The sequence below is a fragment of the Enterococcus italicus DSM 15952 genome (assembly GCF_000185365.1).
GTDB lineage: Bacteria > Bacillota > Bacilli > Lactobacillales > Enterococcaceae > Enterococcus_G > Enterococcus_G italicus.
Map to the genome: position 1 here is coordinate 616619 of NZ_GL622241.1, position 26748 is coordinate 643366.

Annotated in this window: 23 protein-coding genes and 1 pseudogene; 6 read left to right on the top strand and 18 right to left on the bottom strand. The window is 40.7% G+C overall.

Annotation, left to right across the window (positions count from 1 at the left end; genetic code table 11):
• Window positions 1-41: 41 nt before the first annotated feature.
• The 4 genes from tuf to rpsL all read right to left on the bottom strand — a co-directional run bounded on the left by tuf (window position 42) and on the right by rpsL (window position 4499).
• Window positions 42-1229, bottom strand: coding sequence for an elongation factor Tu (gene tuf / locus HMPREF9088_RS02915; RefSeq protein ID WP_007207634.1), 1188 nt, complete (start codon window positions 1227-1229; stop codon window positions 42-44).
• Window positions 1230-1383: 154 nt separating this feature from the next.
• Window positions 1384-3468: an elongation factor G gene (fusA, locus tag HMPREF9088_RS02920; RefSeq protein ID WP_007207635.1), complete on the bottom strand. Its 2085-nt coding sequence runs from the start codon at window positions 3466-3468 to the stop codon at window positions 1384-1386.
• Window positions 3469-3551: 83 nt separating this feature from the next.
• Window positions 3552-4022 carry a 30S ribosomal protein S7 gene (gene rpsG, locus HMPREF9088_RS02925; protein WP_007207636.1) on the bottom strand — a complete coding sequence of 157 codons (471 nt, stop codon included), beginning with the start codon at window positions 4020-4022 and terminating at the stop codon, window positions 3552-3554.
• Between the two features lie 63 nt (window positions 4023-4085).
• A complete protein-coding gene (gene rpsL / locus HMPREF9088_RS02930) occupies window positions 4086-4499 on the bottom strand; it encodes a 30S ribosomal protein S12 (protein WP_007207637.1) in 414 nt (137 codons plus the stop codon).
• A 299-nt stretch (window positions 4500-4798) separates the two neighbouring features.
• Between rpsL and rpiA the strand changes: the two genes are divergently transcribed.
• Window positions 4799-5488 (top strand): ribose-5-phosphate isomerase RpiA, encoded by a 690-nt coding sequence (rpiA, locus tag HMPREF9088_RS02935; protein WP_007207639.1) that lies wholly within the window; start codon window positions 4799-4801, stop codon window positions 5486-5488.
• Window positions 5489-5575: 87 nt separating this feature from the next.
• Window positions 5576-6262, top strand: coding sequence for a 2,3-diphosphoglycerate-dependent phosphoglycerate mutase (locus tag HMPREF9088_RS02940; RefSeq protein WP_007207640.1), 687 nt, complete (start codon window positions 5576-5578; stop codon window positions 6260-6262).
• Window positions 6263-6405: 143 nt separating this feature from the next.
• Here the strand turns inward: HMPREF9088_RS02940 and HMPREF9088_RS02945 are convergent, their stop codons facing one another.
• From HMPREF9088_RS02945 to HMPREF9088_RS03005, 13 genes are all read right to left on the bottom strand, one after another.
• Complete coding sequence (locus HMPREF9088_RS02945) at window positions 6406-7593, bottom strand: iron-containing alcohol dehydrogenase (RefSeq protein ID WP_040366272.1); 1188 nt, start codon at window positions 7591-7593, stop codon at window positions 6406-6408.
• Window positions 7594-7666: 73 nt separating this feature from the next.
• Window positions 7667-8371, bottom strand: a complete 705-nt coding sequence (gene deoD, locus HMPREF9088_RS02950) for a purine-nucleoside phosphorylase (RefSeq protein WP_007207642.1) — start codon at window positions 8369-8371, stop codon at window positions 7667-7669.
• 12 nt (window positions 8372-8383) lie between these two features.
• Window positions 8384-9202, bottom strand: coding sequence for a purine-nucleoside phosphorylase (locus tag HMPREF9088_RS02955; protein ID WP_007207643.1), 819 nt, complete (start codon window positions 9200-9202; stop codon window positions 8384-8386).
• Window positions 9203-9213: 11 nt separating this feature from the next.
• Complete coding sequence (deoB, locus tag HMPREF9088_RS02960; RefSeq protein WP_040366275.1) at window positions 9214-10380, bottom strand: phosphopentomutase; 1167 nt, start codon at window positions 10378-10380, stop codon at window positions 9214-9216.
• A 106-nt stretch (window positions 10381-10486) separates the two neighbouring features.
• Window positions 10487-11440 (bottom strand): ABC transporter permease, encoded by a 954-nt coding sequence (locus HMPREF9088_RS02965; protein ID WP_007207645.1) that lies wholly within the window; start codon window positions 11438-11440, stop codon window positions 10487-10489.
• Window positions 11440-12591, bottom strand: coding sequence for an ABC transporter permease (locus HMPREF9088_RS02970; protein ID WP_040366276.1), 1152 nt, complete (start codon window positions 12589-12591; stop codon window positions 11440-11442). The genes HMPREF9088_RS02965 and HMPREF9088_RS02970 overlap by 1 nt, the downstream gene beginning before the upstream one ends.
• A complete protein-coding gene (locus HMPREF9088_RS02975) occupies window positions 12584-14119 on the bottom strand; it encodes an ABC transporter ATP-binding protein (RefSeq protein ID WP_143139691.1) in 1536 nt (511 codons plus the stop codon). The genes HMPREF9088_RS02970 and HMPREF9088_RS02975 overlap by 8 nt, the downstream gene beginning before the upstream one ends.
• 209 nt (window positions 14120-14328) lie before the next feature.
• Complete coding sequence (locus HMPREF9088_RS02980) at window positions 14329-15429, bottom strand: BMP family lipoprotein (protein WP_040366277.1); 1101 nt, start codon at window positions 15427-15429, stop codon at window positions 14329-14331.
• A gap of 66 nt (window positions 15430-15495) precedes the next feature.
• The gene (locus HMPREF9088_RS02985; protein WP_007207649.1) at window positions 15496-15900 is read right to left on the bottom strand and encodes a cytidine deaminase; all 405 of its coding nucleotides are present in this window, start codon (window positions 15898-15900) and stop codon (window positions 15496-15498) included.
• Window positions 15901-15915: 15 nt separating this feature from the next.
• Complete coding sequence (gene deoC, locus HMPREF9088_RS02990; RefSeq protein ID WP_040366278.1) at window positions 15916-16578, bottom strand: deoxyribose-phosphate aldolase; 663 nt, start codon at window positions 16576-16578, stop codon at window positions 15916-15918.
• 11 nt (window positions 16579-16589) lie between these two features.
• Window positions 16590-17891, bottom strand: coding sequence for a pyrimidine-nucleoside phosphorylase (locus HMPREF9088_RS02995; RefSeq protein WP_040366280.1), 1302 nt, complete (start codon window positions 17889-17891; stop codon window positions 16590-16592).
• 129 nt (window positions 17892-18020) lie between these two features.
• A complete protein-coding gene (locus tag HMPREF9088_RS03000) occupies window positions 18021-19040 on the bottom strand; it encodes a LacI family DNA-binding transcriptional regulator (protein WP_007207652.1) in 1020 nt (339 codons plus the stop codon).
• An 11-nt stretch (window positions 19041-19051) separates the two neighbouring features.
• Window positions 19052-19654 (bottom strand): class I SAM-dependent methyltransferase, encoded by a 603-nt coding sequence (locus tag HMPREF9088_RS03005; protein WP_007207653.1) that lies wholly within the window; start codon window positions 19652-19654, stop codon window positions 19052-19054.
• A 165-nt stretch (window positions 19655-19819) separates the two neighbouring features.
• Here HMPREF9088_RS03005 and coaA point away from each other — a divergent pair, with 165 nt between their 5' ends.
• The 3 genes and pseudogenes from coaA to HMPREF9088_RS03020 all read left to right on the top strand — a co-directional run bounded on the left by coaA (window position 19820) and on the right by HMPREF9088_RS03020 (window position 23539).
• On the top strand, window positions 19820-20743 hold the full coding sequence (coaA, locus tag HMPREF9088_RS03010; RefSeq protein WP_040366281.1) for a type I pantothenate kinase: 924 nt from the start codon (window positions 19820-19822) through the stop codon (window positions 20741-20743).
• Window positions 20744-20838: 95 nt separating this feature from the next.
• Window positions 20839-22404 (top strand): glutamine-hydrolyzing GMP synthase, encoded by a 1566-nt coding sequence (gene guaA, locus HMPREF9088_RS03015; protein WP_040366283.1) that lies wholly within the window; start codon window positions 20839-20841, stop codon window positions 22402-22404.
• 188 nt (window positions 22405-22592) lie between these two features.
• A pseudogene (locus HMPREF9088_RS03020) lies at window positions 22593-23539 on the top strand (ISL3 family transposase).
• Window positions 23540-23701: 162 nt separating this feature from the next.
• On the opposite strand, the gene HMPREF9088_RS03025 reads toward HMPREF9088_RS03020, so the two are convergent.
• Entirely contained in the window at window positions 23702-25756 is a 2055-nt protein-coding gene (locus tag HMPREF9088_RS03025; protein ID WP_007207657.1) for a KUP/HAK/KT family potassium transporter, read from the bottom strand.
• Window positions 25757-26144: 388 nt separating this feature from the next.
• On the opposite strand from HMPREF9088_RS03025, the gene HMPREF9088_RS03030 reads away from it, so the two are divergent.
• Window positions 26145-26696 carry an NADPH-dependent FMN reductase gene (locus HMPREF9088_RS03030; RefSeq protein WP_007207658.1) on the top strand — a complete coding sequence of 184 codons (552 nt, stop codon included), beginning with the start codon at window positions 26145-26147 and terminating at the stop codon, window positions 26694-26696.
• The last annotated feature ends 52 nt before the right edge of the window (window positions 26697-26748 follow it).

Below are 26748 nucleotides of genomic sequence, written 5' to 3' on the forward strand. Positions count from 1 at the left end.
CCGAAATTCGCTCACGTTTTTCATTTTGTTGATTAATTTGCTTACGCTTTGATTTCAGAAACAACGCCTGAACCAACAGTACGTCCGCCTTCACGAATAGAGAAACGAGTTCCGTCTTCGATAGCGATTGGGTGGATTAATTCAACTTCGATTGTTACGTTATCCCCAGGCATTACCATTTCAACGCCTTCAGGTAATTCTACAACACCAGTTACGTCAGTTGTACGGAAGTAGAATTGAGGACGGTAGTTAGTGAAGAATGGAGTATGACGTCCACCTTCTTCTTTAGTTAAAACATACACTTCAGCAGTGAATTTTGTGTGTGGAGTAATTGTAGAAGGTTTAGCTAATACTTGACCACGTTGGATGTTTTCGCGAGCAACCCCACGAAGTAATGCACCAATGTTGTCACCAGCTTCAGCGTAGTCTAATAATTTACGGAACATTTCAACACCTGTTACAGTAGTTTGAGCAGTTTCGTCAGCAATACCTACGATTTCTACAACGTCACCAACGCGAACTTGTCCACGTTCAACACGACCTGTAGCAACAGTACCACGACCAGTAATTGAGAATACGTCTTCGACTGGCATCATGAATGGTTTGTCAGTATCACGAACTGGAGTTGGGATATATTCGTCAACAGCAGCCATCAATTCTAAGATTTTTTCTTCGTATGAAGGATCGCCTTCTAAAGCTTTCAAAGCAGAACCTGCAACAACTGGAGTGTCATCGCCTGGGAAGTCATATTCAGATAATAAATCACGAACTTCCATTTCTACTAATTCTAATAATTCTTCGTCATCAACCATATCCATTTTGTTTAAGAAAACAACGATGTATGGTACACCTACGTTACGTGAAAGTAAGATATGTTCACGAGTTTGAGGCATAGGACCATCAGCAGCAGAAACTACTAAGATAGCTCCGTCCATTTGAGCCGCACCAGTGATCATGTTTTTAACGTAGTCCGCGTGACCTGGGCAGTCAACGTGAGCGTAGTGGCGGTTTTCAGTTTCGTACTCAACGTGAGCAGTTGAGATTGTGATTCCGCGTTCGCGTTCTTCTGGAGCGCCATCGATTTGGTCGTAAGCAGAAGCTTTAGCCAAACCTTTTTTAGCTAAAACAGTTGTAATTGCAGCTGTTAATGTAGTTTTACCATGGTCAACGTGTCCGATAGTACCAATGTTTACATGGGGTTTAGAACGGTCAAATTTTTCTTTTGCCATTTTAAATGTTCCTCCTAAAATTTACAATTTGTGTTTTTTTATTTGATAAGTAAGGAATCGCAAGCGATTCCTTTCCTATATCATCGTTCATTATTGTACACGAAACTTCTCAAAAAACATAGTATTTTGAAAATAATTCCGAAATCATTTAAGATTATTCAGCTTTACCGCCATTTTTCTTAATGATTTCTTCTTGAATTGATTTCGGTACATCTTCATAGTGGTCAAAGACCATCATGAATGTTCCGCGACCTTGAGTCGAAGAACGTAGCGTTGTTGCGTAACCAAACATTTCTGATAATGGTACAAGCGCATTAACGATTTGAGCGTTACCGTGTGCTTCCATACCTTCTACGCGTCCACGTCGAGCAGTTACGTGACCCATTACATCACCTAAATATTCTTCAGGAACAGTCACAGTGACTCTCATCATTGGTTCTAGAATAACTGGATTTGCTTTTTTCGCAGCGGCACGTAATGCCATAGATGCTGCAACACGGAAGGCTGTTTCATTTGAATCGACATCATGGTATGAACCATCATAAAGTTTTGCTTTAATGTCAACTAAAGGATAACCAGCAAGCACACCATTTGCCATAGCGTCTTCCAATCCTTTTTCAACAGCTGGGATGTATTCACGAGGAACTACCCCACCAACGATTGCATTTTCAAATGCGAAACCGCCACCTTCTTCATTCGGTGTAAATTCAATCCATACGTGTCCGTATTGACCTTTACCACCTGATTGGCGTACAAATTTACCTTCTGCTTGAGTTGCAGAACGGAATGTTTCACGGTAAGAAACTTGAGGCGCACCAACGTTCGCTTCTACTTTAAATTCACGACGCATACGGTCTACTAATACGTCTAAGTGCAATTCACCCATACCAGCGATAACCGTTTCACCCGTTTCAACGTTTGTTGTTACACGGAATGAAGGATCTTCTTCAGCTAGTTTTTGAAGGGCAATACCCATTTTATCTTGGTCTGCTTTTGATTTAGGTTCAACAGCAACTTCGATAACTGGATCAGGGAATTCGATTGATTCCAAGATAACCGGTGAGTCTTCTGCACATAGTGTATCTCCAGTTGTTGTATCTTTCAATCCAACAGCTGCCGCGATGTCACCTGAATAAACTTTTTCGATTTCTTTACGTGTGTTGGCGTGCATTTGTAGAATACGTCCGATACGTTCGCGTTTGCCTTTTGAAGCATTTAAAACGTATGAACCAGATTCTAACACACCTGAATAAACACGGAAGAATGTCAAACGACCTACGAATGGGTCAGTCATCACTTTAAATGCTAATGATGCAAATGGAGCTGAATCATCGGCTGGACGATCTGTTTCTTCGTCTGTCTTAGGGTTAACCCCTTTGATTGCAGGGATATCAGTTGGAGCAGGTAAATAATCGATAACTGCGTCCAATAATAATTGAACCCCTTTGTTTTTGAAGGCTGTTCCACAAAGAACTGGGAAGAAGTCTACTGAGATTGTTGCTTTACGGATAGCTTCTTTTAATTCGTCGACAGTGATTTCTTCACCTTCTAAGAATTTCATCATTAGGTCTTCGTCTGTATCAGCTACAGCTTCGACTAATTTTTCACGCCATTCTTCAGCTTGTTCACGGTATTCTTCTGGAATTTCAGTTTCTTGAATTTCCGTACCTAAGTCGTTTGTGTAAATTTCAGCTTTCATTGTTACTAAGTCGATGATTCCAGTGAAATCATCTTCTGCACCGATTGGCAATTGAATTGGGTGAGCATTTGCTTGTAAACGATCATGCAATGTTGATACAGAGTACAAGAAATCTGCCCCAATTTTATCCATTTTGTTACAGAATACAACACGTGGTACACCGTATTCTGTCGCTTGGCGCCAAACAGTTTCAGTTTGTGGTTCTACACCTGATTGTGAATCCAATACAGTTACCGCACCATCAAGTACGCGTAATGAACGTTGTACTTCAATTGTGAAGTCCACGTGTCCAGGAGTATCGATAATGTTTACACGATTCCCTTTCCATTGCGCAGTAGTAGCGGCTGAAGTAATTGTAATCCCACGTTCTTGTTCTTGTTCCATCCAGTCCATTTGTGATGCACCTTCATGCGTTTCACCAATTTTGTGGATTTTACCTGTATAGTACAAGATACGTTCTGTTGTTGTTGTTTTACCAGCATCAACGTGGGCCATGATCCCAATGTTACGAGTGTTTTCTAAAGAAAATTCTCTTGCCATTTTAGGTTTGTTCTCCTCTCAGTTCGAGTAAATGGTTGCCATCTATACCTTCTGCTAAATGATATGCAAATGCAGAGAGGATCTTACCAACGATAATGAGCAAATGCACGGTTTGCATCCGCCATTTTGTGAGTATCTTCGCGTTTTTTAACAGAAGCTCCAGTGTTGTTAGCAGCATCCATGATTTCTTTCGCTAGACGTTCTTCCATTGTGTGTTCTCCACGCAAACGAGCGTAGTTAACAACCCAACGAAGACCTAGAGTTGTACGACGTTCAGGGCGAACTTCGATCGGTACTTGATAGTTTGAACCCCCAACACGACGAGCTTTTACTTCTAATACTGGCATGATGTTTTTCATCGCTTGTTCGAAAACTTCCAATGGTTCATTGCCTGTAGATTCTTTAATAATGTCAAAGGCATTATAGATAATATTAGCAGCAACCCCACGTTTTCCGTCAATCATGACACGGTTAATTAAGCGAGTTACTAATTTTGAGTTATAAATAGGATCTGGTAAAACATCACGTTTTGCAACAGGACCTTTACGAGGCATCCGTAACTCCTCCTTCCGAAAAATGTTATTTTATGTTCTTATTTGTTTTCATTAAATGGTTTATTACGCTTTAGGGCGTTTTGTACCGTATTTAGAACGAGATTGTTTACGATCGTTCACGCCGGCAGTATCTAACGCACCACGTACGATATGGTAACGTACCCCTGGTAAGTCTTTTACACGTCCACCACGAAGTAACACAACACTGTGTTCTTGTAAGTTATGGCCGATACCTGGGATATAAGCAGTTACTTCAATTAAGTTAGACAAACGAACACGGGCATATTTACGTAAAGCTGAGTTCGGTTTCTTCGGTGTCATGGTACCCACACGAGTAGCTACCCCACGCTTTTGAGGTGAACTCACGTTAGTTTGAGTTTTTTTGAAACTGTTGTATCCTTTGTTCAATGCAGGTGAATTTGATTTTTCAACCTTAGATTTACGAGGTTTACGTACTAATTGATTAATTGTAGGCATCCCTTGTCATCCTCCTTCCTGGTTCATTATATAGACCCACACATCCAGGTGGTTCTTTTTTTTCGATAAAAAATAATGCATCATGCGCATTTCTGTGTACTTCCAACAGTCAGCACGTCTCGACGAGAGACCTGTAATTAAAGCACCTTTGATAGAATAGCACGGGAAAACAAATCTGTCAAACCTTTTCTCCTCGTTTCTAAAAATTTCAGCTATCACTCCCTATTTTTAAATGAAGCGCTATCTAATTTACTCATTTCCTATTATAATGAACTCATCAAACATCAAAGGTGGTCGCTATGAATTTAAAACAAATGGTTGGGATTGAAGCTGCTTCATATGTGAAAGATGATATGATTGTCGGGTTAGGTACAGGATCAACTGCGTATTATTTCATCGAAGAGTTAGGGAGAAGAGTGCAAGAAGAAGAGCTGCATATCCAAGGTGTGCCTACCTCATTCGCTTCACGCAAACAAGCAAAAGCCTTAGGTATCCCAGTCAAAACAATCGACGAAGTCTCCTATGTCGATCTAGTCGTTGATGGCGCCGATGAAATATCTGCTGACTTTCAAGGAATCAAAGGTGGCGGTGCCGCCCTGCTCTTTGAAAAAATCGTCGCTAGTTATGCCAAACAAGTCATCTGGATTGTCGATCAATCCAAACTCGTGACAAAACTTGGCCGTTTTCCATTGCCAGTCGAAGTTGTTCCTTACGGTGAAAAGCAACTGTTCCAACTTTTTGAAGAAAAAGGCTATCGTCCATCTTTTCGCCTGACTGCTGACGGTGAGCTGTTAGTCACTGATTGTCAGCACCATATCATTGATCTACACTTAGACGTCATCGAGCAGCCTCACGCTCTAGATGAAGAACTCAATCAACTCGTCGGTGTGGTCGAGCATGGCTTGTTTTTGGAGATGGTTCAGACAGTGATTATCGGTCAAGAAGATGGTGTAAAAACCATCGTCGTCCCTTCTCGTAAAAGCAAATGATTTTTTCATAGAAAAAATTTGAGAAAAAGTGTACAATGAATATTGGAATGAAAAATTTCGGAAAACAACACAAAGGAGAGTTTTTTTATGCCAAAATTAGTTTTTTCTCGTCATGGATTAAGTGAATGGAACAAATTGAACCAATTTACTGGCTGGGCAGATGTTGATTTAGCTCCAGAAGGTGTAGAAGAAGCCAAAGAAGGTGGCCGCAAAATTAAAGAAGCAGGGATTGAATTCGATATCGCCTATACTTCTGTCTTAACTCGCGCCATCAAAACTTGTAACTACATTTTAGAATACTCTGACCAACTATGGGTGCCACAAGTAAAATCTTGGCGCTTAAACGAACGTCACTACGGTAAACTACAAGGCCTTAACAAAAAAGAAACTGCTGAAAAATACGGAGATGACCAAGTACATATTTGGCGTCGTTCTTACGATGTATTGCCTCCATTAATGGAAGCATCTGATGAAGGTTCTGCAGCAAACGACCGTCGTTACGCTAAATTAGACCCTCGCGACGTTCCTGGTGGAGAAAACTTAAAAGTTACTCTAGAACGCGCATTACCATTCTGGCAAGATCAAATCGCTCCTGCTTTGAAAGATGGTAAAACAGTTTTAGTTGCAGCTCACGGGAATTCATTACGCGCCCTTGCAAAACACATCGAACAAATTTCAGACGAAGACATCATGGACTTAGAAATCCCAACTGGTCAACCATTAGTTTATGAATTAAACGATGATTTATCAGTAGCGAAAAAATACTATTTATAAAAAAGACGCTCCTTCATATGAAGGAGCGCTTTTTTTCACGTCTGAGACAGAATTCGTTAGTTTCTGGTCTCATTTGGATTTAGCAATACAAAGCTATATCTGAACCCTTATTACTTGTAGAGATCCGCTGTTGCCCCAACTTTTTATAGATAAGTAGTCGGTGTCATACAAGCTTGATAGATTGCTACCACATCTTCTTTGGTTAAAGGCTCAAACGCCTTTGTCGCAATCGCGCTACTTGCTACTGCTTGTTCAGCCATCGCTTCAAAATTGGTCTCGTCAGTTATACCAACTTCAGGTAATGTCATTGGAATGCCACAAGCAACAAAATAATCAGTCAACTTTTGAATTCCCATACGAGCAGCTAATTCAGGGACTGCTTCTTGCACACCCCAGACTTCTTTTGCGTAACGAGCAAGCTTAGGCGTTGTCCGCTCATTTAGCACATGCGCCATCCAACGCGGAGTCAAAATCGCTAACCCCACACCATGTGTAATATCATAAAACGCACTTAGTTCATGCTCCATCGCATGGCACGACCACGTTCCAGCCTTTGAAGCACCTGTTAAGCCATTTAATGCCAAGCTGCTTGCCCACATTAGATTTGCTCGTGCGTCATAATCATTCGGTGTATCTAGCGCTACGGGAACATTTTTGATTACTGCTCGCATCAATCCCTCAGCAATGCCATCTTCCACTTCTGTTCCTGGTGTTAAATCGAAGTAATTTTCCATTAAGTGACTGAATATATCTGCAGAGCCAGCCGCTGTTTGGTACGCATTTACACTATACGTATTTGTCGGATCTAAGAATGAGACTTTCGGTAAGAAATTCGGACCGCCAAAGCCTAGTTTTTGCTTCGTTTTTAAATTTGAAATAACTGACCCGCGATTCATCTCACTACCTGTCGCTGCCAAAGTCAAAATCGTGACTAACGGTACTGCTTGCCCCAGATAGGCGCGCTTGGTCACCATCTCCCATAAATCACCAGAAGCATACGTACCTCCTGCGATGGCCTTGCTACAATCAATGACTGAGCCTCCACCAACGGCTAAAATCACATCAATCTTTTCTTTGCGGCAAAGTTCGGCCCCTTGCTCCACTGTTTCAATCCGCGGGTTCGGATCAACACCACTTAATTCAAAGACTTCATTGTCATTTTTAGCTAGCTGACTCATCACTTGATCATATAGACCATTACGCTTGATACTGCCGCCTCCATAGACTACTAATACGCGTTTGCCAAATTGATTTAACACGTCGGGTAGTTCATCTAAACGATCTTTTCCGAAGCGAATATCGGTCGTTACATGAAATCGAAAATTCTCCATTTGTCTTTCATCCTTTCTTTTATAAATTACAAAAAGGATGGGCACTTAGTGGTTCCGTCCTTTTTTCGTTCCATTAGCCTATCAGTGTTTCCAAGCCAATGGTCATCATATCATTAAATGTCGTTTGTCTTTCGGCTGCTGTCGTTTCTTCACCAGTGACGATGTGATCGCTCACTGTACAAATAGCCAGTGTTTGTACATGAAATTTGGCACCTAAATAATACAACGCTGCCGCCTCCATCTCAACACCCATGACACCAAGCTCTGCTAATTGCAACGTTTCGGTCATATCGTCTTTATAAAAGGTATCTTCAGACAAGATATTGCCCACGTGAGTCGTCACACCAGAAGCTGTGGCTAATTCATACGCTGTTTTTAATAACTGAAAGTCAGCAATAGGCGCAAAGTGAAAACTAGAGAAGTTTTTTTGCACCATGGAAGAGCTTGTGACTGCCCCTTGAGCAATAACTAAATCACGCACATGGACATCTTTTGAAATCGCTCCGCATGTTCCCACACGAATCAATTTTTTTACACCATAGGATTGAATTAATTCTTGTGCATAGATGCTAGCAGATGGCATCCCCATCCCAGTACCTTGGACGGATACTCGTTCACCTTTATATGTTCCTGTATAGCCTAGCATACCGCGTACTTGATTGTAGCAAACCGGATTTTCTAAAAATGTCTCTGCAATGTATTTCGCCCGCAATGGATCGCCTGGCAATAAAATCTTGTCTGCAATTTCTCCTGTTTTTGCTTCGATATGAACACTCATATTGTCTCTCCTTTATAGTTCTTGCAATGTTTGTTTGATCAACGTCTTGAATGATTGCTTCACACGTTGGGTTGTTTCAACTACTTCTTCATGATTGAGTTCATGTTGCATACCAGCAGCCAAATTCGTGATACAAGAAATACCTAAGACACGCAAGCCACTATGCACAGCGACGATGACTTCGGGTACAGTCGACATACCTACTGCATCCGCTCCAATCGTTCTTGCCAAACGAATTTCAGCAGGTGTTTCATACGTAGGTCCCGTGAAGCCCATATATACGCCTTCTTTGATGTCAATATTGGCTTGTGCTGCTATACGTTTTGCCGTCGCTTGGTAATCCAAATCATATGCATGACTCATGTCTGGGAAGCGTGGTCCCATCTTTTCATCATTTGGACCAATCAATGGGTTCGTCCCCATGAAGTTAATATGGTCGCTAATCACCATTAAATCTCCTGGTGCAAATGTTTCGTTTACACCACCACATGCATTCGTCACAATTAATGAATGCGCCTGTAATGCTGCCATCACGCGTACTGGATACGTGACTGTCGCCATAGAATGACCTTCATAAAAATGAAAGCGACCTTGCATGGCTAATACTTTCTTACCTGACAATGTACCATATACCAATTTTCCCGCATGGCCTACTACTGTCGATACTGGAAAATGAGGAATCTCATCGTACGAAATCACCACTGGTTGTTCGATTTCATCGGCTAACTCACCTAAGCCCGATCCTAAAATCAAGCCAAAGTCGATGGCGCCAACGCCAGCTTCTTTCATGTAAGCAGTTGTCTCTTGCAATTTGTTTTCTAACGTTGTCATTCTTTCAACTCCTATTGTAATTGATTTAAAAAGCTTACGCCGTTTTCAGTCGCTGGCACATGAAAGTTCTCAGCTATCGTCGCTGCGATGTCGGCATAGTGGCCTTGCGTCAATGCACCTTGGCCAGTTAATTTTTTACTAAATGCCAACAACGGTACGTATTCACGCGTATGGTCTGTTCCTGGGAACGTAGGATCATTGCCGTGGTCCGCTGTAATCAACAAAAGATCATCGTCTTGCATAGCAGCAATAATTTCTGGCATGCGTGCATCAAACTCTTCGATGGCATTGGCATAGCCCTTCACATCCCGACGATGACCGAATAATGCATCAAAGTCAACAAGATTAGTAAAGCTCAAGCCTTCAAAATCATTGGCCATTACGTTTAATAATTGGTCGACTCCATCCATATTGCTCTTCGTGCGAACATAATCTGTAATTCCTTGGCCATTGAAGATATCGTTGATTTTACCCACAGCGATGACTTGCTTACCATTTTCTTTTAGCGAATCCAAGACCGTGTGACCGAATGGATCTAGCGCATAGTCATGACGATTAGCCGTACGTGTAAAGTTACCTGGAGTGCCAACATAAGGACGTGCGATAATACGACCAATCATATACGGATCATCTTTGGTGATGTCCCGGACGTATTGGCAAATGCGGTAAAGCTCTTCAAGTGGAATAATGTCTTCATGTGCCGCAATCTGTAATACTGGATCAGCAGAAGTATAGACAATTAGATCACCTGTTTCCATTTGATGTGCACCGTAATCATCAATCACCTTTGTCCCAGAGTAAGGAAGATTGCAGACAATTTTCCGGCCAGAAAATTCTTCAATTTTATTTAATAGTTCTTCAGGAAATCCTTCTGGAAATACTCGGAACGGTGTCTTAATATTTAGTCCCATAATTTCCCAGTGACCAGTCATCGTATCTTTCCCGACAGAAATTTCTTCTAATTTCGTAGCGTAGCCTTGATGATTTGATACATTAGCAACGCCTTGTAACGGGCGAATGGTCCCTAGACCTAGGTTTTCCAAATGAGGGATTGTTAACCCTGCTTGTTCGGCAATGTGCCCTAATGTATCCGCACCAACATCATTAAATTTATCCGCGTCTGGCGCTTGACCAATTCCTACAGAATCCATCACAATCAAATGCACTCGTTTAAACATAATCTCCCTACTTTCTTTTGGTCTTTCTATTATTTCTTCTTTATTATACAACACGAAAGGGCAAGAGAAGGCATCTAATCCCCTTCTCTCACCCTTTTCCCATTAATTATTTAGATTTAATATAATTTTTTCCGTTCGCTTTTGGTCCAGAAGCTTTACCAAGAAAGATAACAAGAACCAAAATCGTCAAGACATATGGTGTGATTTGCAAGTAAACATCTGGAATGGATTTAACAAATGGAATATTGCGTCCAGCGATACTTAAATTTTGAGCAAAACCAAAGAAAATCGCCGCACCCATCGCACCTAGTGGATTCCATTTACCAAAGATCATTGCAGCCATCGAGATGAACCCTTGACCAGAAATCGTCGTCACTGCAAAACGACCAGAGATTGATTGAGCAAATAATGCGCCGCCCATACCACCGAGAAAACCAGAAATCAACACGCCGGCATATCGCATGCCATAGACATTAATCCCTAGCGTATCAGCCGCTTGAGGATGTTCACCAACCGAACGCAATCGTAAGCCAAACTTGGTTTTAAAAATAATAAACCAAGCAAGGATAGAAATCAAAATTGCTACGTACGCTGGTAACATTGTATTTGTAAAAAAGATTCTCCCAATCACTGGAATATCACTTAAAACTGGGAACGTATAATACCCAAAAATTTGAGAAATATCATCTGTTTGGCCTTTTCCATAGATTACTTTGATTAAGAAAATTGCTAATGACGGGGCCATCAAGTTCAATACCGTTCCACTAATAATATGGTCGGCGCGAAAGTTAATAGTGGCAACCGCATGCAAGACAGAAAAGACCATTCCTACCAAGCCACCAAACAACGTAGCTAACCATGGAGTCCATGCGCCAAACTGACCAGCATACTCTAAGTTAAAGACAATCGCGCTAAATGCGCCCATCACCATGATTCCTTCTAGCCCTACATTAACAATTCCACTTCGCTCTGAGAACACACCACCGAGAGCTGTTAAAATCAATGGTGCTGCATAAATTAATGTTTGAGTAAACACGGATGCAATCATATTTATATTCATTAGATTGTCCCTCCTTTTTGCGAGTCCTCATCGCCGTTGTCCTCTAGCTCTTTTACTACTACTGCTTCTTTTTTGGATTGAAACACTTTTGCCAAAACATAATGAATAACAAAACTAATTCCTACAAAGAAGATAATAATGGCAATATCCACATCTACTAATTCAGAAGGAATACCGGCAAACTGCATTCCTTGGCCGCCTAACTTCAATACACTGAATAAGAGCGCTGAAAGCAAGATGCCGATCGATGAGCCTCCTCCAAGTAAAGAGACTGCCATACCGTCAAATCCGATACTTAACGATGAACCTTGGACAAAGAAATTACCAAATGTGCCCAAACCTTGAACCACACCACCAAAACCAGCCAATGCGCCTGAAATAACCATTGAGATAATAATCGTGCGTTTGCTACTCATCCCTGCATACTCTGACGCAAAAGGATTCAATCCAACTGAACGAATTTCAAATCCAAGTGTCGTTTTTTTCATTAAGAACCATACCAACACTAAAAAGATTCCAGCTAAGAAAATACCAATGTTCAATCGTGAGCCATTGGACAGTGCCGCTAACCAGCTCGTCTGCATGGATGCATTCGCAGATATAGCTTTTGTCACGCCTTTGGTAGAGATAATATTACTCCCCATAACATCATTCACTAAATACGTACTAACATACAATAAAATATAGTTCATCATAATTGTGACAATGACTTCGCTTGTACCAAAGTATGCGCGCAATATACCCGGAATCGCTGCCGCAATCGCTCCTGCCAAAACACCCACCACAACTGCTAGTGGCAAAACAACCAAACGTGGTGCATCAGGTAACAACAGCGCAACCCAGACACTTGCGACCCAGCCGCACAATGCTTGACCGGAAAGCCCGATATTAAAGAAGCCGGCTGAATTCGCAACTGCAAATCCTAATGCTGTAAAAATTAATGGCCCAGCCGAAACAAACACTTCCCCGATATTTCGCGTATTTAAGCCACCATTTTGCAAATCAACGAACACTGTCCGAAACATGGTTTGATACCCAGATACTGGATCATAGCCAAAAATCCACATGATCAAGCCACCTAGTAAAAATCCTAGTAAGACAGCAATAATTGGGACTAGCCCATTTCTAATTTTTTCTGAACGATTATTCACCTGTTTCACCTACCTCTGCCAATTCCTTCCGTGCATCTTCTAACGAATAGCCTGCCATCAGCAAGCCTAGCTCTTTTTCAGATGTTTCATTAGGATCTACAATCCCGACAATTTTACCAGCATGGATCACGGCGATACGGTCCGATACATTCAGAATTTCTTCTAATTCAAAACTAATTAGCAAGACTGCTTTTAGTTTATCTCTTTGCTCAATTAAACGCTTATGGATAAATTCAATGGCACCGACATCCAGCCCGCGTGTAGGATTTGCGACAATGAGCAAATCAGGGTCACGACTTACTTCACGAGCAATAATCGCTTTTTGTTGATTTCCACCAGATAAAGCTTTTGCCGCAACAAGCTCATTGACTGTACGCACATCAAATTCTTGAATCAGTTCACGGGCGTGTTCGTTAATCTCTCCATAATTCAAGACGCCCATTTTGCTATAAGGTTCTTGATAATATGTCTGAATACCGATATTTTCAGCCAACGTCATGTCCAATACTAGTCCATACTTATGGCGATCTTCCGGTACATGCCCAACTCCAGATTCGGTGATTTTCCGTGGTGTGCGATTGGTGATGTCATCACCGTTAATCGTAATTCTACCACTCTCTACTTTCCTCAGACCAGTTAAGGCTTGAAGCAATTCCGATTGACCATTGCCATCAATTCCAGCAATCCCTAATACTTCCCCCGCTCGGACTTGCAGACTAAGATCTTTGACTGCTTCTACGCCACGATTTTCTTTTACGACCAAATTTTGCACATCCAAGACGACTTCTTTTGGCTGCGCAAGTTTTTTGGCTGTTTTGAAAGATACGGCACGGCCCACCATCATATCTGCTAATTGTTGTGAAGTAACGTCCTTAATATTGACCGTTCCAATTCCTTTCCCTCTACGGATAACTGTACAACGATCTGCGACTGCCTTAATTTCATCCAGCTTATGCGTAATCAAAATGATAGATTTGCCTTCTTTGACCAACTCTTTCATAATCGTAATGAGTTCATCGATTTCTTGTGGTGTTAGTACGGCTGTCGGTTCGTCAAAAATCAGTACTTCTGCCCCACGATATAAAGTTTTTAATATTTCAACCCGTTGTTGCATCCCCACTGAGATATCCCGTACATAGGCATCAGGATTAACAGAAAGTCCGTAGCGTTTGGATACTTCTTCGATTTCTTTGCGTGCTGCTTTTTTATTTAGTGTACCAAAGTGGGTCTTTTCACTGCCTAAAATAATATTTTCCGTAACAGTAAATGCATCGACCAACATAAAATGTTGATGAACCATCCCAATTCCTAATCGATTGGCGGCTGTTGGACTCGTCACTTTGACCACTTTGCCATTTAAATATATTTCACCTGAAGTAGGCTCTAAAATACCGGATAACATATTCATCAATGTCGATTTTCCGGCACCATTTTCTCCAAGCAACGCATGAATTTCACCTTTTTTAACTTGTAAATTCACATTGTCATTTGCTTTGAATGTACCAAATTCCTTCGTTATGTGTCGCATTTCGATGACATAATTTTGTTCTTGGGTCACTCTTTCTTCACATCCTTCTAATTTTCGACTAGAAACTAGCTCCGGGAAAGCTCCCTTACCAAAAGAAATGATCGCACTTCCTTTGGTAAAAAGCATTCACGCCTTTTCCATAGAATTTGAGGGACGAACCAATGAATGGTTTTTGTCCCTCTGATTCTTTGGATTATTTACAATACTCTTTATTTACTAGGTGTTTCAGGTACTTCGATTTTACCATCAATAATTTCTTGTTTCGCTTCTTTAATTGCTGATTTGGCATCATCAGACAAGTAACCATCTGTAATATCCACACCACCATCTTTTAGACCATATTCCAAATGTTCGCCACCAGGGAATTTACCTTCTAATGCACGAGTTGAAATATCTTCAACCGCTGCTCCTACACCTTTCAATGTTGAAGCCAATGTGAAGTTATCGTCTTTGCCATCTTTTGTTGTGTACTTACCTTGATCTGCTTGGTCGCTGTCTACGCCGATTACCCAAACTTTTTTGCTGTCAAGATCTGCTTCGTTTAATTGGCTATTGATTGCTTTTGCTTCTTGGAAGACACCAGCTCCAGTACCGCCTGAAGCGTGGAAGATAATATCCGCACCGTCTTGATACATTGATGCCGCTAAAGCTTTCCCTTTCGCTGGATCCCCAAATGATGCCGCATATTGTGAATCAACAGTGATTGTTTTGCCTAGTTTTTTCGCTGTATCTGCCACACCTTGTTCAAAACCTGCTTGGAAACGGTCAATAACGACACCTTCTTCACCACCGATGAAGCCGACTTTATTGGTTTTTGTCGTTTCAGCCGCTGCAATACCTGCTAAATATGCTGCTTCATTGTCTTTAAATGTTGCCGATACAACGTTGTCCGCATCAATTGTTTCATCGATAATAACAAATTGAACATTTGGATTTTGCGCTGCCGCTTCTTTAATTGCTGGTTGTAATAAGTAGCCAATCCCAAAAATAGTTTTAAAGCCATTTTGTACAGCACCTGATACGTTGGTCGTATACTGAGTTGCATCGTCTGATTGAATGTAATCATAGCCACCTGTACCACGCTTAATGTCGTGTTTTTTACCCCATTCTTGTAACCCTTCCCATGCAGATTGGTTAAATGAACGGTCATCTACACCACCAATATCGGTCACAAGTGCGACACTGTGATTACTAGATGATGAACTACTAGCTGTTGAACTTGTTGTACTTTTCTTTCCACCACATGCTGCTAGTAACAATACACTTGATAATGCTACCAAACTAATACCTATGAATTTTGCTTTTTTCATTTCTGTAAAGCCCCCTATAAAAGTATTTTTTATTTTCAACAGTCATATACGACCGAATGAACAAAGTTAGATTGATAAATCTTCTTCTTTAAAGAAATACGGCAAAAGCTGCTCGACCGTCATTTCTTTTGTCACACCATTATCACCAACGAGCGTGACTGGCATCGCCGCATCACAGAACTCTGAAATGACTTGTCGACATGCCCCACAAGGTGAGATAGGTTTGGGCGTACGACCCGCAATCACCAAATGGGCAAAGTCACGTTCCCCTTCAGATACTGCTTTAAAAATGGCGGTACGTTCTGCACAATTCGTTAATCCGTATGAAGCATTTTCAATATTTAGACCTTGGTATACTTTCCCTGCTTTGGTAACCAAGCATGCGCCTACTGGGAAATGCGAATAAGGAACATAAGCCTTATCAAGTGCCATAACTGCATTGTCGATCCATTCTTGCTTAGCTTTTGTCATTTCCTCGCTCACCCCTTAATAGCCGATGCCCGTTTGACCAGAGATAATTGCAATACTTGCGCTTGTCCCTAGACGCGTTGCCCCTGCTTCAACCATCGCTACAGCTTCGGCTTCATTATGAATGCCCCCTGAAGCTTTCACACCCATCTCTGGTCCGACAGTCGCACGCATGATGCGAATATGTTCCACTTTTGCACCCGCTCTAGAGAAGCCAGTCGATGTTTTTACAAAATCTGCTCCTGCTAGCTTAGCTAATTCACACGCACGAATGATTTCTTCTTCTGTCAATAACGCTGTTTCGATAATTACTTTCACTAATGCGCGATCTTTCGCCGCTGCCACCACTGCTTCGATATCTTGACGTACGTAGGCATCATCGCCATCTTTTAAGGCGCCGATATTGATGACCATATCTACTTCATCCGCACCGTTTTGAATGGCATCTGTCGTTTCAAAGGCTTTTGTTGCAGAAGTATTTGCCCCTAGAGGAAACCCAATCACTGTACAAACTGCCACTGGCTCATTTTTTAATTGTTCAGATGCAAAGGCAACCCAGGTTGGATTGACACATACTGAGTAAAAATGATGCTTTTTGGCTTCATCAATAATTGTTTGAACCGATTCTCTAGTTGCATCTGCCTTTAAGATTGTGTGGTCGATCATTCGATTTAATTCCATTTTCATGTCCCCTATTCTGTAATCATTTCATGTATTAAAACTGGTTCTTCTCCCGATTTACCAATCGTAATGCTTTGTTCAATACGCTCAATCACATCTTTAATGTCTTGTTGGTTACTATAGATGGTCAGTAACGTATCGCCTTCTTGCACAGCGTCCCCTACTTTTTTGTGCAATTTGATACCGACTGCATAGTCAATGGCATCTTCTTTCGTCTTGCGCCCTGCACCAAGCATCATGGCCGCAATTCCTAAGTCATTAGCGACCATTTTTTGAATAATGCCAGACTGCTTGGCTGGAAGAGTTACCTCATAGCGAGCTGTTAATAATACCTCCGGATGATCGACGACGGAATCATCGCCCCCTTGATTGCGAATCATTTCACGGAACTTTTCTAATGCTTTCCCACTAGCCAAAGCCCCAGAAAGAAGTGCACGTGCCTCTTCCAACGACTCTGCCTTTTTAGCTAAGACGACCATCTGACTACCGAGCACCATGCACATTTCAGTCAAATCAGCAGGACCATTGCCTTGGAGCGTCTCGATTGCTTCCACCACTTCTAAGCTATTTCCGATGGCTTCTCCGAGTGGTTGTGACATATCGGAGATGACAGCCATGGTTTGGCGGTTAGCCAATGCACCGATTCGTACCATCATGTGTGCGAGCCTTCTTGCATCTGTCAGATTCTTCATAAAGGCGCCATCACCCGTCGTTACATCTAAGACAATCGCGTCTGCCCCTGCTGCTATTTTTTTACTCATGATTGAGCTAGCAATCAACGGGATTGAGCTGACTGTCCCCGTCACATCTCTTAACGCATACAATTTCTTATCCGCTGGTGCCAAATCACCTGACTGACCAATGACCGCGACTTTGCTTTCATTTACCATCTCGACAAATTCGGTATCTGTCACTTCAATCTTAAAGCCAGGGATTGCTTCTAGCTTATCTAGCGTCCCACCTGTATATCCCAAGCCTCTGCCAGACATCTTAGCGACTGGTACACCAACACTGGCAACCAGTGGCGCCAAGATCAAGGTCGTCGTATCACCCACACCACCTGTCGAATGCTTATCTACTTTTGTGCCAGCGACCGAAGACAAGTCCATCACTTCACCTGAATGAGCCATTGCTAGTGTTAAGTGCGTGATTTCCTCATCCGTCATATCAACAAAATAAATCGCCATCAATAAGGCACTCATCTGATAGTCTGGAATGTTATTGTTCGTGTATTCAGAAATAACCCACGCGATTTCTTCTTTATTTAAAGCATGACCATCACGCTTTTTCTCAATAATATCGACCATGCGCATAAAACTGATCCTCACTTCCTTAATCTTCTTTATTATACATAAAAACCCCACACAGTAAACCATTTTAGTAAACCGGTTTACTAAATAAACGTTCACTAAGAAAGCCCTTACAATATAGACTATACATTGCTATGGCTTGGTTGTCAATGTTTTCGTGCTCTCACGAATAATTAATCTAGTTTCAAAAATTTTATTCGGAACCCGGTGATGAGGATACTCTATCTCATCTACCAAGAATTTGGCAGCTGTAAAGCCAATATCGAACGTTGGTTGCATCACTGTGGTAAGTGGTGGACTCATATACTCAGAAAACTGAATATCATCAAAGCCAATCACAGAGACATCTTCTGGTACCTTTTTTCCCGCCTCATAGATTGCTTTGTAGCACCCCATAGCCATTAGATCATTGCTGCAAAAAATTGCTGTAATCTCACGTCGTCGCAACAGTTCTTTAGCGGCCGTGTATCCTCCTGTAATCGTCAGATCATTACTTGCAACGTATTGTTTACGAAATGGAATACCTGCATCTTTCAACGCCAAACGATACCCATTAAATCGTTCTTCTAATTGATAATAGCCGGTATTTTCCTTTAATACGCCAATGTGACGATGTCCTTGCGTGATGAGATGTTTGACTGCTAAGTACGCTCCTTCATACTCTTTGATGATTAATCGGCCCGTATCTCGTGTATTAATCCCACGATCAATCAAAATGACCGGCGTTTTTTGAAAAAATGAACTTTTCACTTGGTACGTTTCTGGTAATAAGTGCGGAGTAGCCAGCAAAATCCCATCGACGGAACGATGGGCCAATTCTTCTAAAAATTGAATTTCCTTTTCTTGGCTTTGGTGTGAATTACAAAGCACCAACATATAACCCAATGGATTCATGTAGCGCTCTGCTCCCTCTACGATTTTGGAAAAGAAGGCATCGGTCACATCAGGAACGATCATGCCAATCGTTTTCGAATGGCGCTTAATCACATTGGAAGCAAAGAAATCAGGCTTGTAATGATACTCTTCGACAATCGCCAACACACGCCGTCTCGTCTCTTCACTAAAACGGCTGCCTTTGTTATTCAAAATTTGTGAAACAGTCGTAACAGATACGCCGGCTAATTCAGCGATTTGACGGATGGTTAGTTTCATTGCTACACTCCCTATTCTTTGATACTTTTGATGATGTAATAACCTTTTTCTTTTTTGATTACTTCGGCATTGCCAAAGACTTCAATCATTTTCTTTTGAGCGGTTGGTGCGCCTTGTTTTTTCTGAATCACAATCGTCAAGCTGCCACCTGAAAGGAGACGCTCATACGCTCCAGATAAGATTGTGTGGACGACTTTTTTGCCTGCGCGAATTGGTGGGTTACTCACGATTGCCGCATAGCGTGCTTCTAGGACATTTTCGTAAATATTTGACGGATGAATGGTCACCGTATCAATGTGATTTAAGGTTGCATTTTGTTGTGCCAAAGAAACTGCACGTTCATTAATATCTACCATCTCGACTTGACGCTTTGTTGCATACGCCAATGACAAACCAATCGGCCCGTAGCCACAGCCTACGTCTAATAGCGTGCCCTCTGGTAATCCTGCAGTCGTAAATGTATCAATTAATACCCGTGAACCAAAATCAACGGTTCCTTTTGAAAAAACACCGCTATCGGTCAAAAAACGAAACGTATGATCTTTCAATTCAAACGTCCACTCATTGACATGATGAGCCGTATTTGGTTGCTTTGTATAATAATGATCAGCCATCTTGATTCTCCCCTTTGTGTCGTTTCTTTATCATACCAATTATTTTCAAATGAAACAAACACCATTAAGCATCCTCTCCAAAAAAACACAAAAGAATCAGACAAGTATGCGTTTTACTGGCTTTTTATGTTAAACTTGTTGGGAATAAACGAAGGAGACCGTTTCATGAAGGAAATGACCAATTATTATTTGATACCACGTGAAGAGTGGCAAGGCTTCTATACGAAGGGTTACACGCCACTCACACAAGAAGAATTAGATAGCATCAAAAGTTTAAATGACCGAATTTCAATTCAAGACGTGGAAGATGTCTATATTCCCTTGTGTCACATGATTCATCTTTATATGAAGGAATTCGAATCGCTGACATTAAGCAAGGGATTGTTTTTGCATCGCTATGTGAAGATGCCACCGTTTATCATTGGCATTGCCGGTAGTGTAGCTGTCGGAAAAAGCACCACTGCTCGCCTACTACAGACACTACTCGCACGGCTCTTCCCACGGCGAAACGTCCAACTCATTACGACTGATGGCTTTTTGTATCCAAATCGGACCTTAGAAGAACGAGGACTCATGGACCGCAAAGGCTTTCCGGAGAGCTATGATATGCAAGAACTGATTACCTTTTTAAATGCTGTCAAGTCTGGCCAGCCCAATATCCCAATCCCGATCTATTCGCACAGTGTCTACGATATTGTCGAGAATGAATATGAATACATCGACTGTCCCGATATTTTATTAGTAGAAGGAATCAATACCCTACAACTCCCTGCCAATGAGCAAATATATGTCAGTGACTTTTTTGATTTCTCTATTTTCGTCGATGCCGATCCATCATTAGTCGAAAAATGGTACCTGGAACGCTTTGAATCACTCCTAGACACTGCCTTTCGTGACCCGACTAATTATTATTATAATCTAGCCATTGGCAATCGCCAAGATGCCATTGCACTTGCTGAAGAAATTTGGCAAAAAGTAAACTTAAAAAACTTAAAAGAATACATCTTACCTACCCGTAGTCGTGCTGATATCATCCTACACAAAACACATCATCACGCCATCGACCAAGTCTTTTTACGGAAATATTAGAAATTGAAAAGAAGTTTTTGCAAATTTTCACCCACTCGCTTATGATAGATACTAACTTACGAACATAAATCAAAAAAAGAATAGGGGTAATAATCGTGACGAACGTTGACAACATGCCTAACGTTGAAAAAATTATTGTACTAGATTACGGTAGCCAATACAACCAATTGATCACTCGCCGCATCCGTGAATTCGGTGTCTTCTCAGAATTACTGAGCCACCGAATTACAGCCGAAGAAATCAAAGAAATGCAACCAAAAGGAATCATCTTATCAGGAGGACCAAACTCAGTATATGATGATGGATCTTTTGGTATTGATGAAGCGATCTTTGATTTAGGTATTCCCGTCTTAGGTATTTGTTACGGCATGCAATTGATGACTCATCGTCTAGGTGGATCTGTCGAAGCCGCAAAGAATAAAGAGTACGGCAAAGCTGAATTAGAAGTATTAGCTGCTGATGCTGCTCTCTTCCAACACACGCCAGCTAAACAAACAGTCTGGATGAGTCATGGTGATTTAGTTACGAAGGCTCCAGAAGGCTTCTCAATCGTCGGCACAAGTAAAGACTGTCCGATTGCATCTATTGAAAACACAGAACGAAAAATGTACGGGGTGCAATTCCATCCGGAAGTTCGCCACTCCGAGCACGGAAACGACTTACTGAAAAACTTTGCCTTAACTGTCTGTGGCTGCAAAGGCGACTGGAGTATGGAAAACTTCATTGATATGCAAGTGAAAGCTATCCGCGAAAAAGTCGGCGATAAGAAAGTATTGCTTGGCTTATCTGGTGGGGTAGACTCTAGTGTCGTAGGTGTGCTCTTACAAAAAGCCATCGGTGACCAATTAACTTCAATCTTTGTCGATCACGGCCTACTTCGTAAAGGTGAAGCAGACCAAGTAATGGACGCTCTTGGTGGAAAATTTGGCCTAAACATCATCAAAGTAGATGCCAAAGACCGCTTCCTATCGAAACTTGCCGGTGTCTCTGATCCTGAACAAAAACGGAAAATTATCGGAAATGAATTTGTCTATTTATTTGACGATGAAGCAACGAAACTTGCCGGTGAAGAAGGCATTTCATTCTTAGCACAAGGAACACTTTATACAGACGTGATTGAATCTGGAACCGAAACAGCACAAACCATCAAATCACATCACAATGTCGGTGGCCTACCTGAAGATATGCAATTTGAACTAATTGAACCATTAAATACTCTCTTTAAAGATGAAGTCCGCGCCTTAGGAACAGAACTTGGCATGCCTGATAGCATCGTTTGGCGTCAGCCTTTCCCTGGTCCAGGTTTAGGAATTCGTGTACTAGGTGAACTGACAGAAGAAAAATTAACCATTGTCCGCGATTCCGATGCAATTTTACGTGAAGAAATCGCAGCTGCTGGTCTAGATCGTGATATCTGGCAATACTTCACTGTCTTACCAGGCATCCGCTCAGTCGGTGTCATGGGTGACGGCCGTACGTATGATTATACTGTCGGCATTCGCGCTGTTACTTCAATCGACGGTATGACCGCTGACTTCGCCCGTATTCCATGGGATGTTTTGCAAAAGATTTCTGTCCGAATCGTCAATGAAGTCGCACATGTCAATCGCATCGTGTATGACATTACAAGTAAACCACCTGCAACTGTTGAGTGGGAATAAAGTAGATACTTGATTTGGTATCAAAACGTTTATTTACCGACATTTTGGCTAATGTAAAATTGGATAAAACAGTTTAATTTGATAAGGTTCTCCGCCAAAATCCCGCCAAAGATGATGGACTTGCTTCCTTATTAAATAAAAGTGGCTCTATAATTTATAGGACTGATAGAAAAAATTCTATCGGTCCTATTTTCTTCTTAAAAAACATAGAACAGGAGGACTTCTACAAGGGAAAAAAAGTGATTCTTGCGGAAGCGGCCCTTATTCGTACGTTTCATTGTTGTCCTTTGTGCAAAGTATCTAGTGAAGCTCTTGTTCGTAATGGCAAGAAAGTCTCGATGATTCTTTTAAATCGCTGTGTCAATAAACAAACGTATTTGCGTTTGAAGAATCAATGCTATCATTGTCGCACTTGTCACAATTATTTCACAGCACAGACGTATTTGGTGAGTCGTCATTGTTTTATCTCGAAGCAAGTGCATTATCATGTACTTGAGGAATTAACCGAGCACCAATCCATGAAAAACATTGCGAACCATTGTCACCTATCCGTGACGACGGTGCAACGCACCTTATCCTCGCTCGCATTTGAGACGAAGATAAGGAAAAATTGGTTACCGAAATGCTTATTATTCGATGAATTTCGCTCGTTAACAACTTATCATGGAACGTTTTGCTTTTCTTGTATGGATGGAAATACTGGGAAGCTATTTGATATACTCCCTAGTCGTCGAAAGAAAGATTTCGTCGCTTATTTTATGCGCTTTGATCGTAAAGCGCGTGAGAAAGTGCGCTATATTGTGACAGATATGAACGCTCCTTATTTCTCGTTAATGAAGGAATGTTTTCCAAATGCCAAAGCGATCGTTGATCGCTTTCACATTGTCCAACACTTGAACAAAGGTTTTAATCAGGTGCGTATTCGGGTGATGAAACAACTGAATACAAAAGATAAAAAACAAGCCAAATATTATCGGTAATTAAAATCCTTGTACAAATTACTTTTAAAACCAGCAGATAAGCTGGACTACATACGCACATCAAAACGTTAAAACGAGTCGCATATGGCTTCCGTGATTTCTCCAATATGCGTACGCGAATTTTCTTGCTTAATGGTCTCATTACCTACAAATAAAAAACACCGGAAAAGGAGTTTCCTCCCCTCTTCCGATGCTCATTGGTGAACCTATCAGTCCGATTTGACAAAGAGCCTTTATATCTTTATGCCTTTTCGATTCCTTTCATTTCAAGGAACCCTCATTCAGAGCTATCTATTGGATAGGTTCGTATGAATCATTTACAAAAAAGGACGTTCCGTTAATCTTGTTTTTTTTATGGTTCCAATCACCATTGGAACAGTTTCATAATCAACATCGCTATACTCTAACCCAAACCATCTTTCTGAACTTGAAAGATGCCTTTTAATCATTGACTTAGTTTGCAAAATTTGACGATTCCATTTTGTGATATCCGTCTGAACTGATATTTCCTCTTGAACGAGAATAAATCTAAAATCACCAACTTCGCGTCCTGGTGTCAATGAATACTTTTGAATTTGTTTTTCTAATCTTCCCTGTTTCATTAAATCATGAATAATTTGACGAATATAAACGTTAATATCTTGCGGAACTCTGAATCCCAAATGCAACTTAATTTTTACAATGAAATTTGTACCCATCATATCAACTGAATATGACTTAGTGTATGGTTCATCTGTAACTTCAACACAAACAAACCAATAAACTTTGGCCCGCTTCAGTCTTTTGTCGAGAATGGAATAGATATATTGTTGACCAATTTTGTTATTGTCTAGTTTTGGAACTAAAAACACAACGTTTGTTTGGTACATGGGTATTGTTTCATCGTTTCTCAGTGCTGCCAATTGAGGAATATATGTTTTAAAGTCAACTTCTTTTAATGCTTGATTCTGCAATTGATTGCTTCGATACCAAATATACATAACACTTAATATTAGAAGTGCTATTATGATGGCAACAAATCCTCCGTGGAAAAACTTTGTTGCACTAGAAATAAAGAAAATGGTCTCAATTCCACCAAAAAACAACGCACTCACAATTGCCATAATCTTTGGAATTTTGTGATTAATCATGAAAGCATATAGTAATACCGTCGTCATTAGCATCGTTATCGTTATTGACAAACCGTATGCTGCTTCCATATTTGATGCAGTTTGAAAAACAATAACGACAATTGAACAGGCAATCCATAGAAATAAATTAATTGTCGGAATATACATTTGTCCAATGTTTTTACCAGGAAACATAATTTGCATTCTAGGAAGTAACTTCAGTTTGATAGCTTCTGAGACAAGAGTAAACGATCCTGAGATTAATGCTTGAGAAGCGATAACAGCAGCAATCGTTGCAAAAATAACACCAATACCTGTTAAAAAATGAGGCAACATTTGGAAAAAAGGATTAAAATTTTGCATAATTTGATTTACATCACCATTTTTAATGCTTAGCAACCATGCTGCCTGTCCAAAATAGTTAAGCACCAGACAAAGTTTAACAAAAGGCCAACTAATTCTAATGTTTATTTTACCCACATGCCCCATGTCTGAATACAAAGCTTCTGCACCTGTTGTTGCAAGAAAAACGTTACCTAAAATAAAAACACCAAGGTGATTGTCAGGACTAAATAGCAATTTCACAGCATAATAAGGATTGATTGCACGAAGCACAGTCCAATCAACTTGCATATTATAAAGGCCGACTAATCCTAAAAACGTAAACCATATCATCATTGCTGGTCCGAAAAACTTACCCACCAAGTCTGTTCCAAATCGTTGCATATAAAAAAGAACCAAGAGAATAATCAGCGTAATAATGATAATGACATCTTGTCTTGTACCAAAGACATCATAGAATTCAGGCAACCCTCTCAAGCCCTCAATGGCTGTTGTAACTGTTACTGCTGGGGTAAGAACACCATCAGCTAGCAAAGTAGCCCCACCAATTAACGCAGGAATTACTAAATATTTGCTTTTCTTACGCACAAGTGCATAAAGTGAAAAAATTCCCCCTTCACCATGGTTGTCTGCGTTTAAGGCAATCATTACATATTTTATAGATGTTAAAATGGTTAATGTCCAAAAAACTAATGAAACAGTTCCGTAAATGAAATCCGAGCTAATTTCAGATAAGCCGCCATTGCCTAAAACAATGGCTTTCATAACATATAACGGGCTTGTCCCAATGTCACCATACACAACACCCAGCGCAACTAACAAACCACCAAGTGATACCTTGCTTAGCTGACGATTCTTTTTATCCAACTGCTTTTTCTCCTTCTGAATTTTAACGTAAAGAATCCTTTTTTTATGCACCATTCGATATTGTTAACGATGGTAATTATCGCTAATTTTTATTAAAAAGTCAACGGATAATGAAAAAGGCGAATAGTCGGCATAAAAAACTGACTTCGCCTTTTAATCGACCTCATTGTATTTTAGCTGATAGACATTCTTTTCTATCTTACAACCACATTTTTTGTCCACCGTCAAACGGTAAGAACTTTGCAATATTTACCGTGTAAACTCTCTAAGTTCATGCTATCTATCTTTCAAAACTATTTCATTCATCAGTTTTTTTGGGGAACTATCTCCACTTTCCATCGTTTCTTATTGAAAAAAATCTTAATACGAAGCATTTTATTTTACTTATAAAAAGTAAGTGATATACTAACTATTGTAAATAATAAATAGAAGAGGTGCTCATATGTTAAAAATTGGTGTTGTATTAGGAAGCGTTCGTGAAGGAAGAAATGGTTTAGCTGTTGCAAATTGGACTGTTGAAAAAGCAAAAGCATTTAGTAATGCTGAAGATGTTCAATTTGAATTAGTGGATTTAGCAGATTACGATCTTCCATTTTTAGGTAAAACGCCTACTGCTGAACAAGGTGCTGCAATTGGTGCTTGGTCAGAAAAAATTGCTTCATTTGATGGCTATATTTTTATCACTGCCGAATACAATCATGGTGTAGCCGGTGCATTCAAAAATGCGTTGGACTTTTTGAAACCTGAATTTAAAGACAAAGCTGTTGCTTTTGTTGGTTACGGTGGTCTAGGAGCAGCACGCTCAATCGAGAACCTACGTGTGGTTTTAGCAGAACAAGGTCTTGCTTCAACACAACGTACCGTGAACTTTTCATTAATCACAGACTTTGAAAATATGTCTACTTTTAAACCAGCCGCTTTCCATGAAGGTGAATTACAAGAGCTTCTTGGTCAATTAATTGGCTGGAGTGGTGCTTTAAAAACTTTACGTTAAAAAAATAAGCAAAAAAAAACTGTTTGTAGGGCTATGCAATGCCCCTCAAACA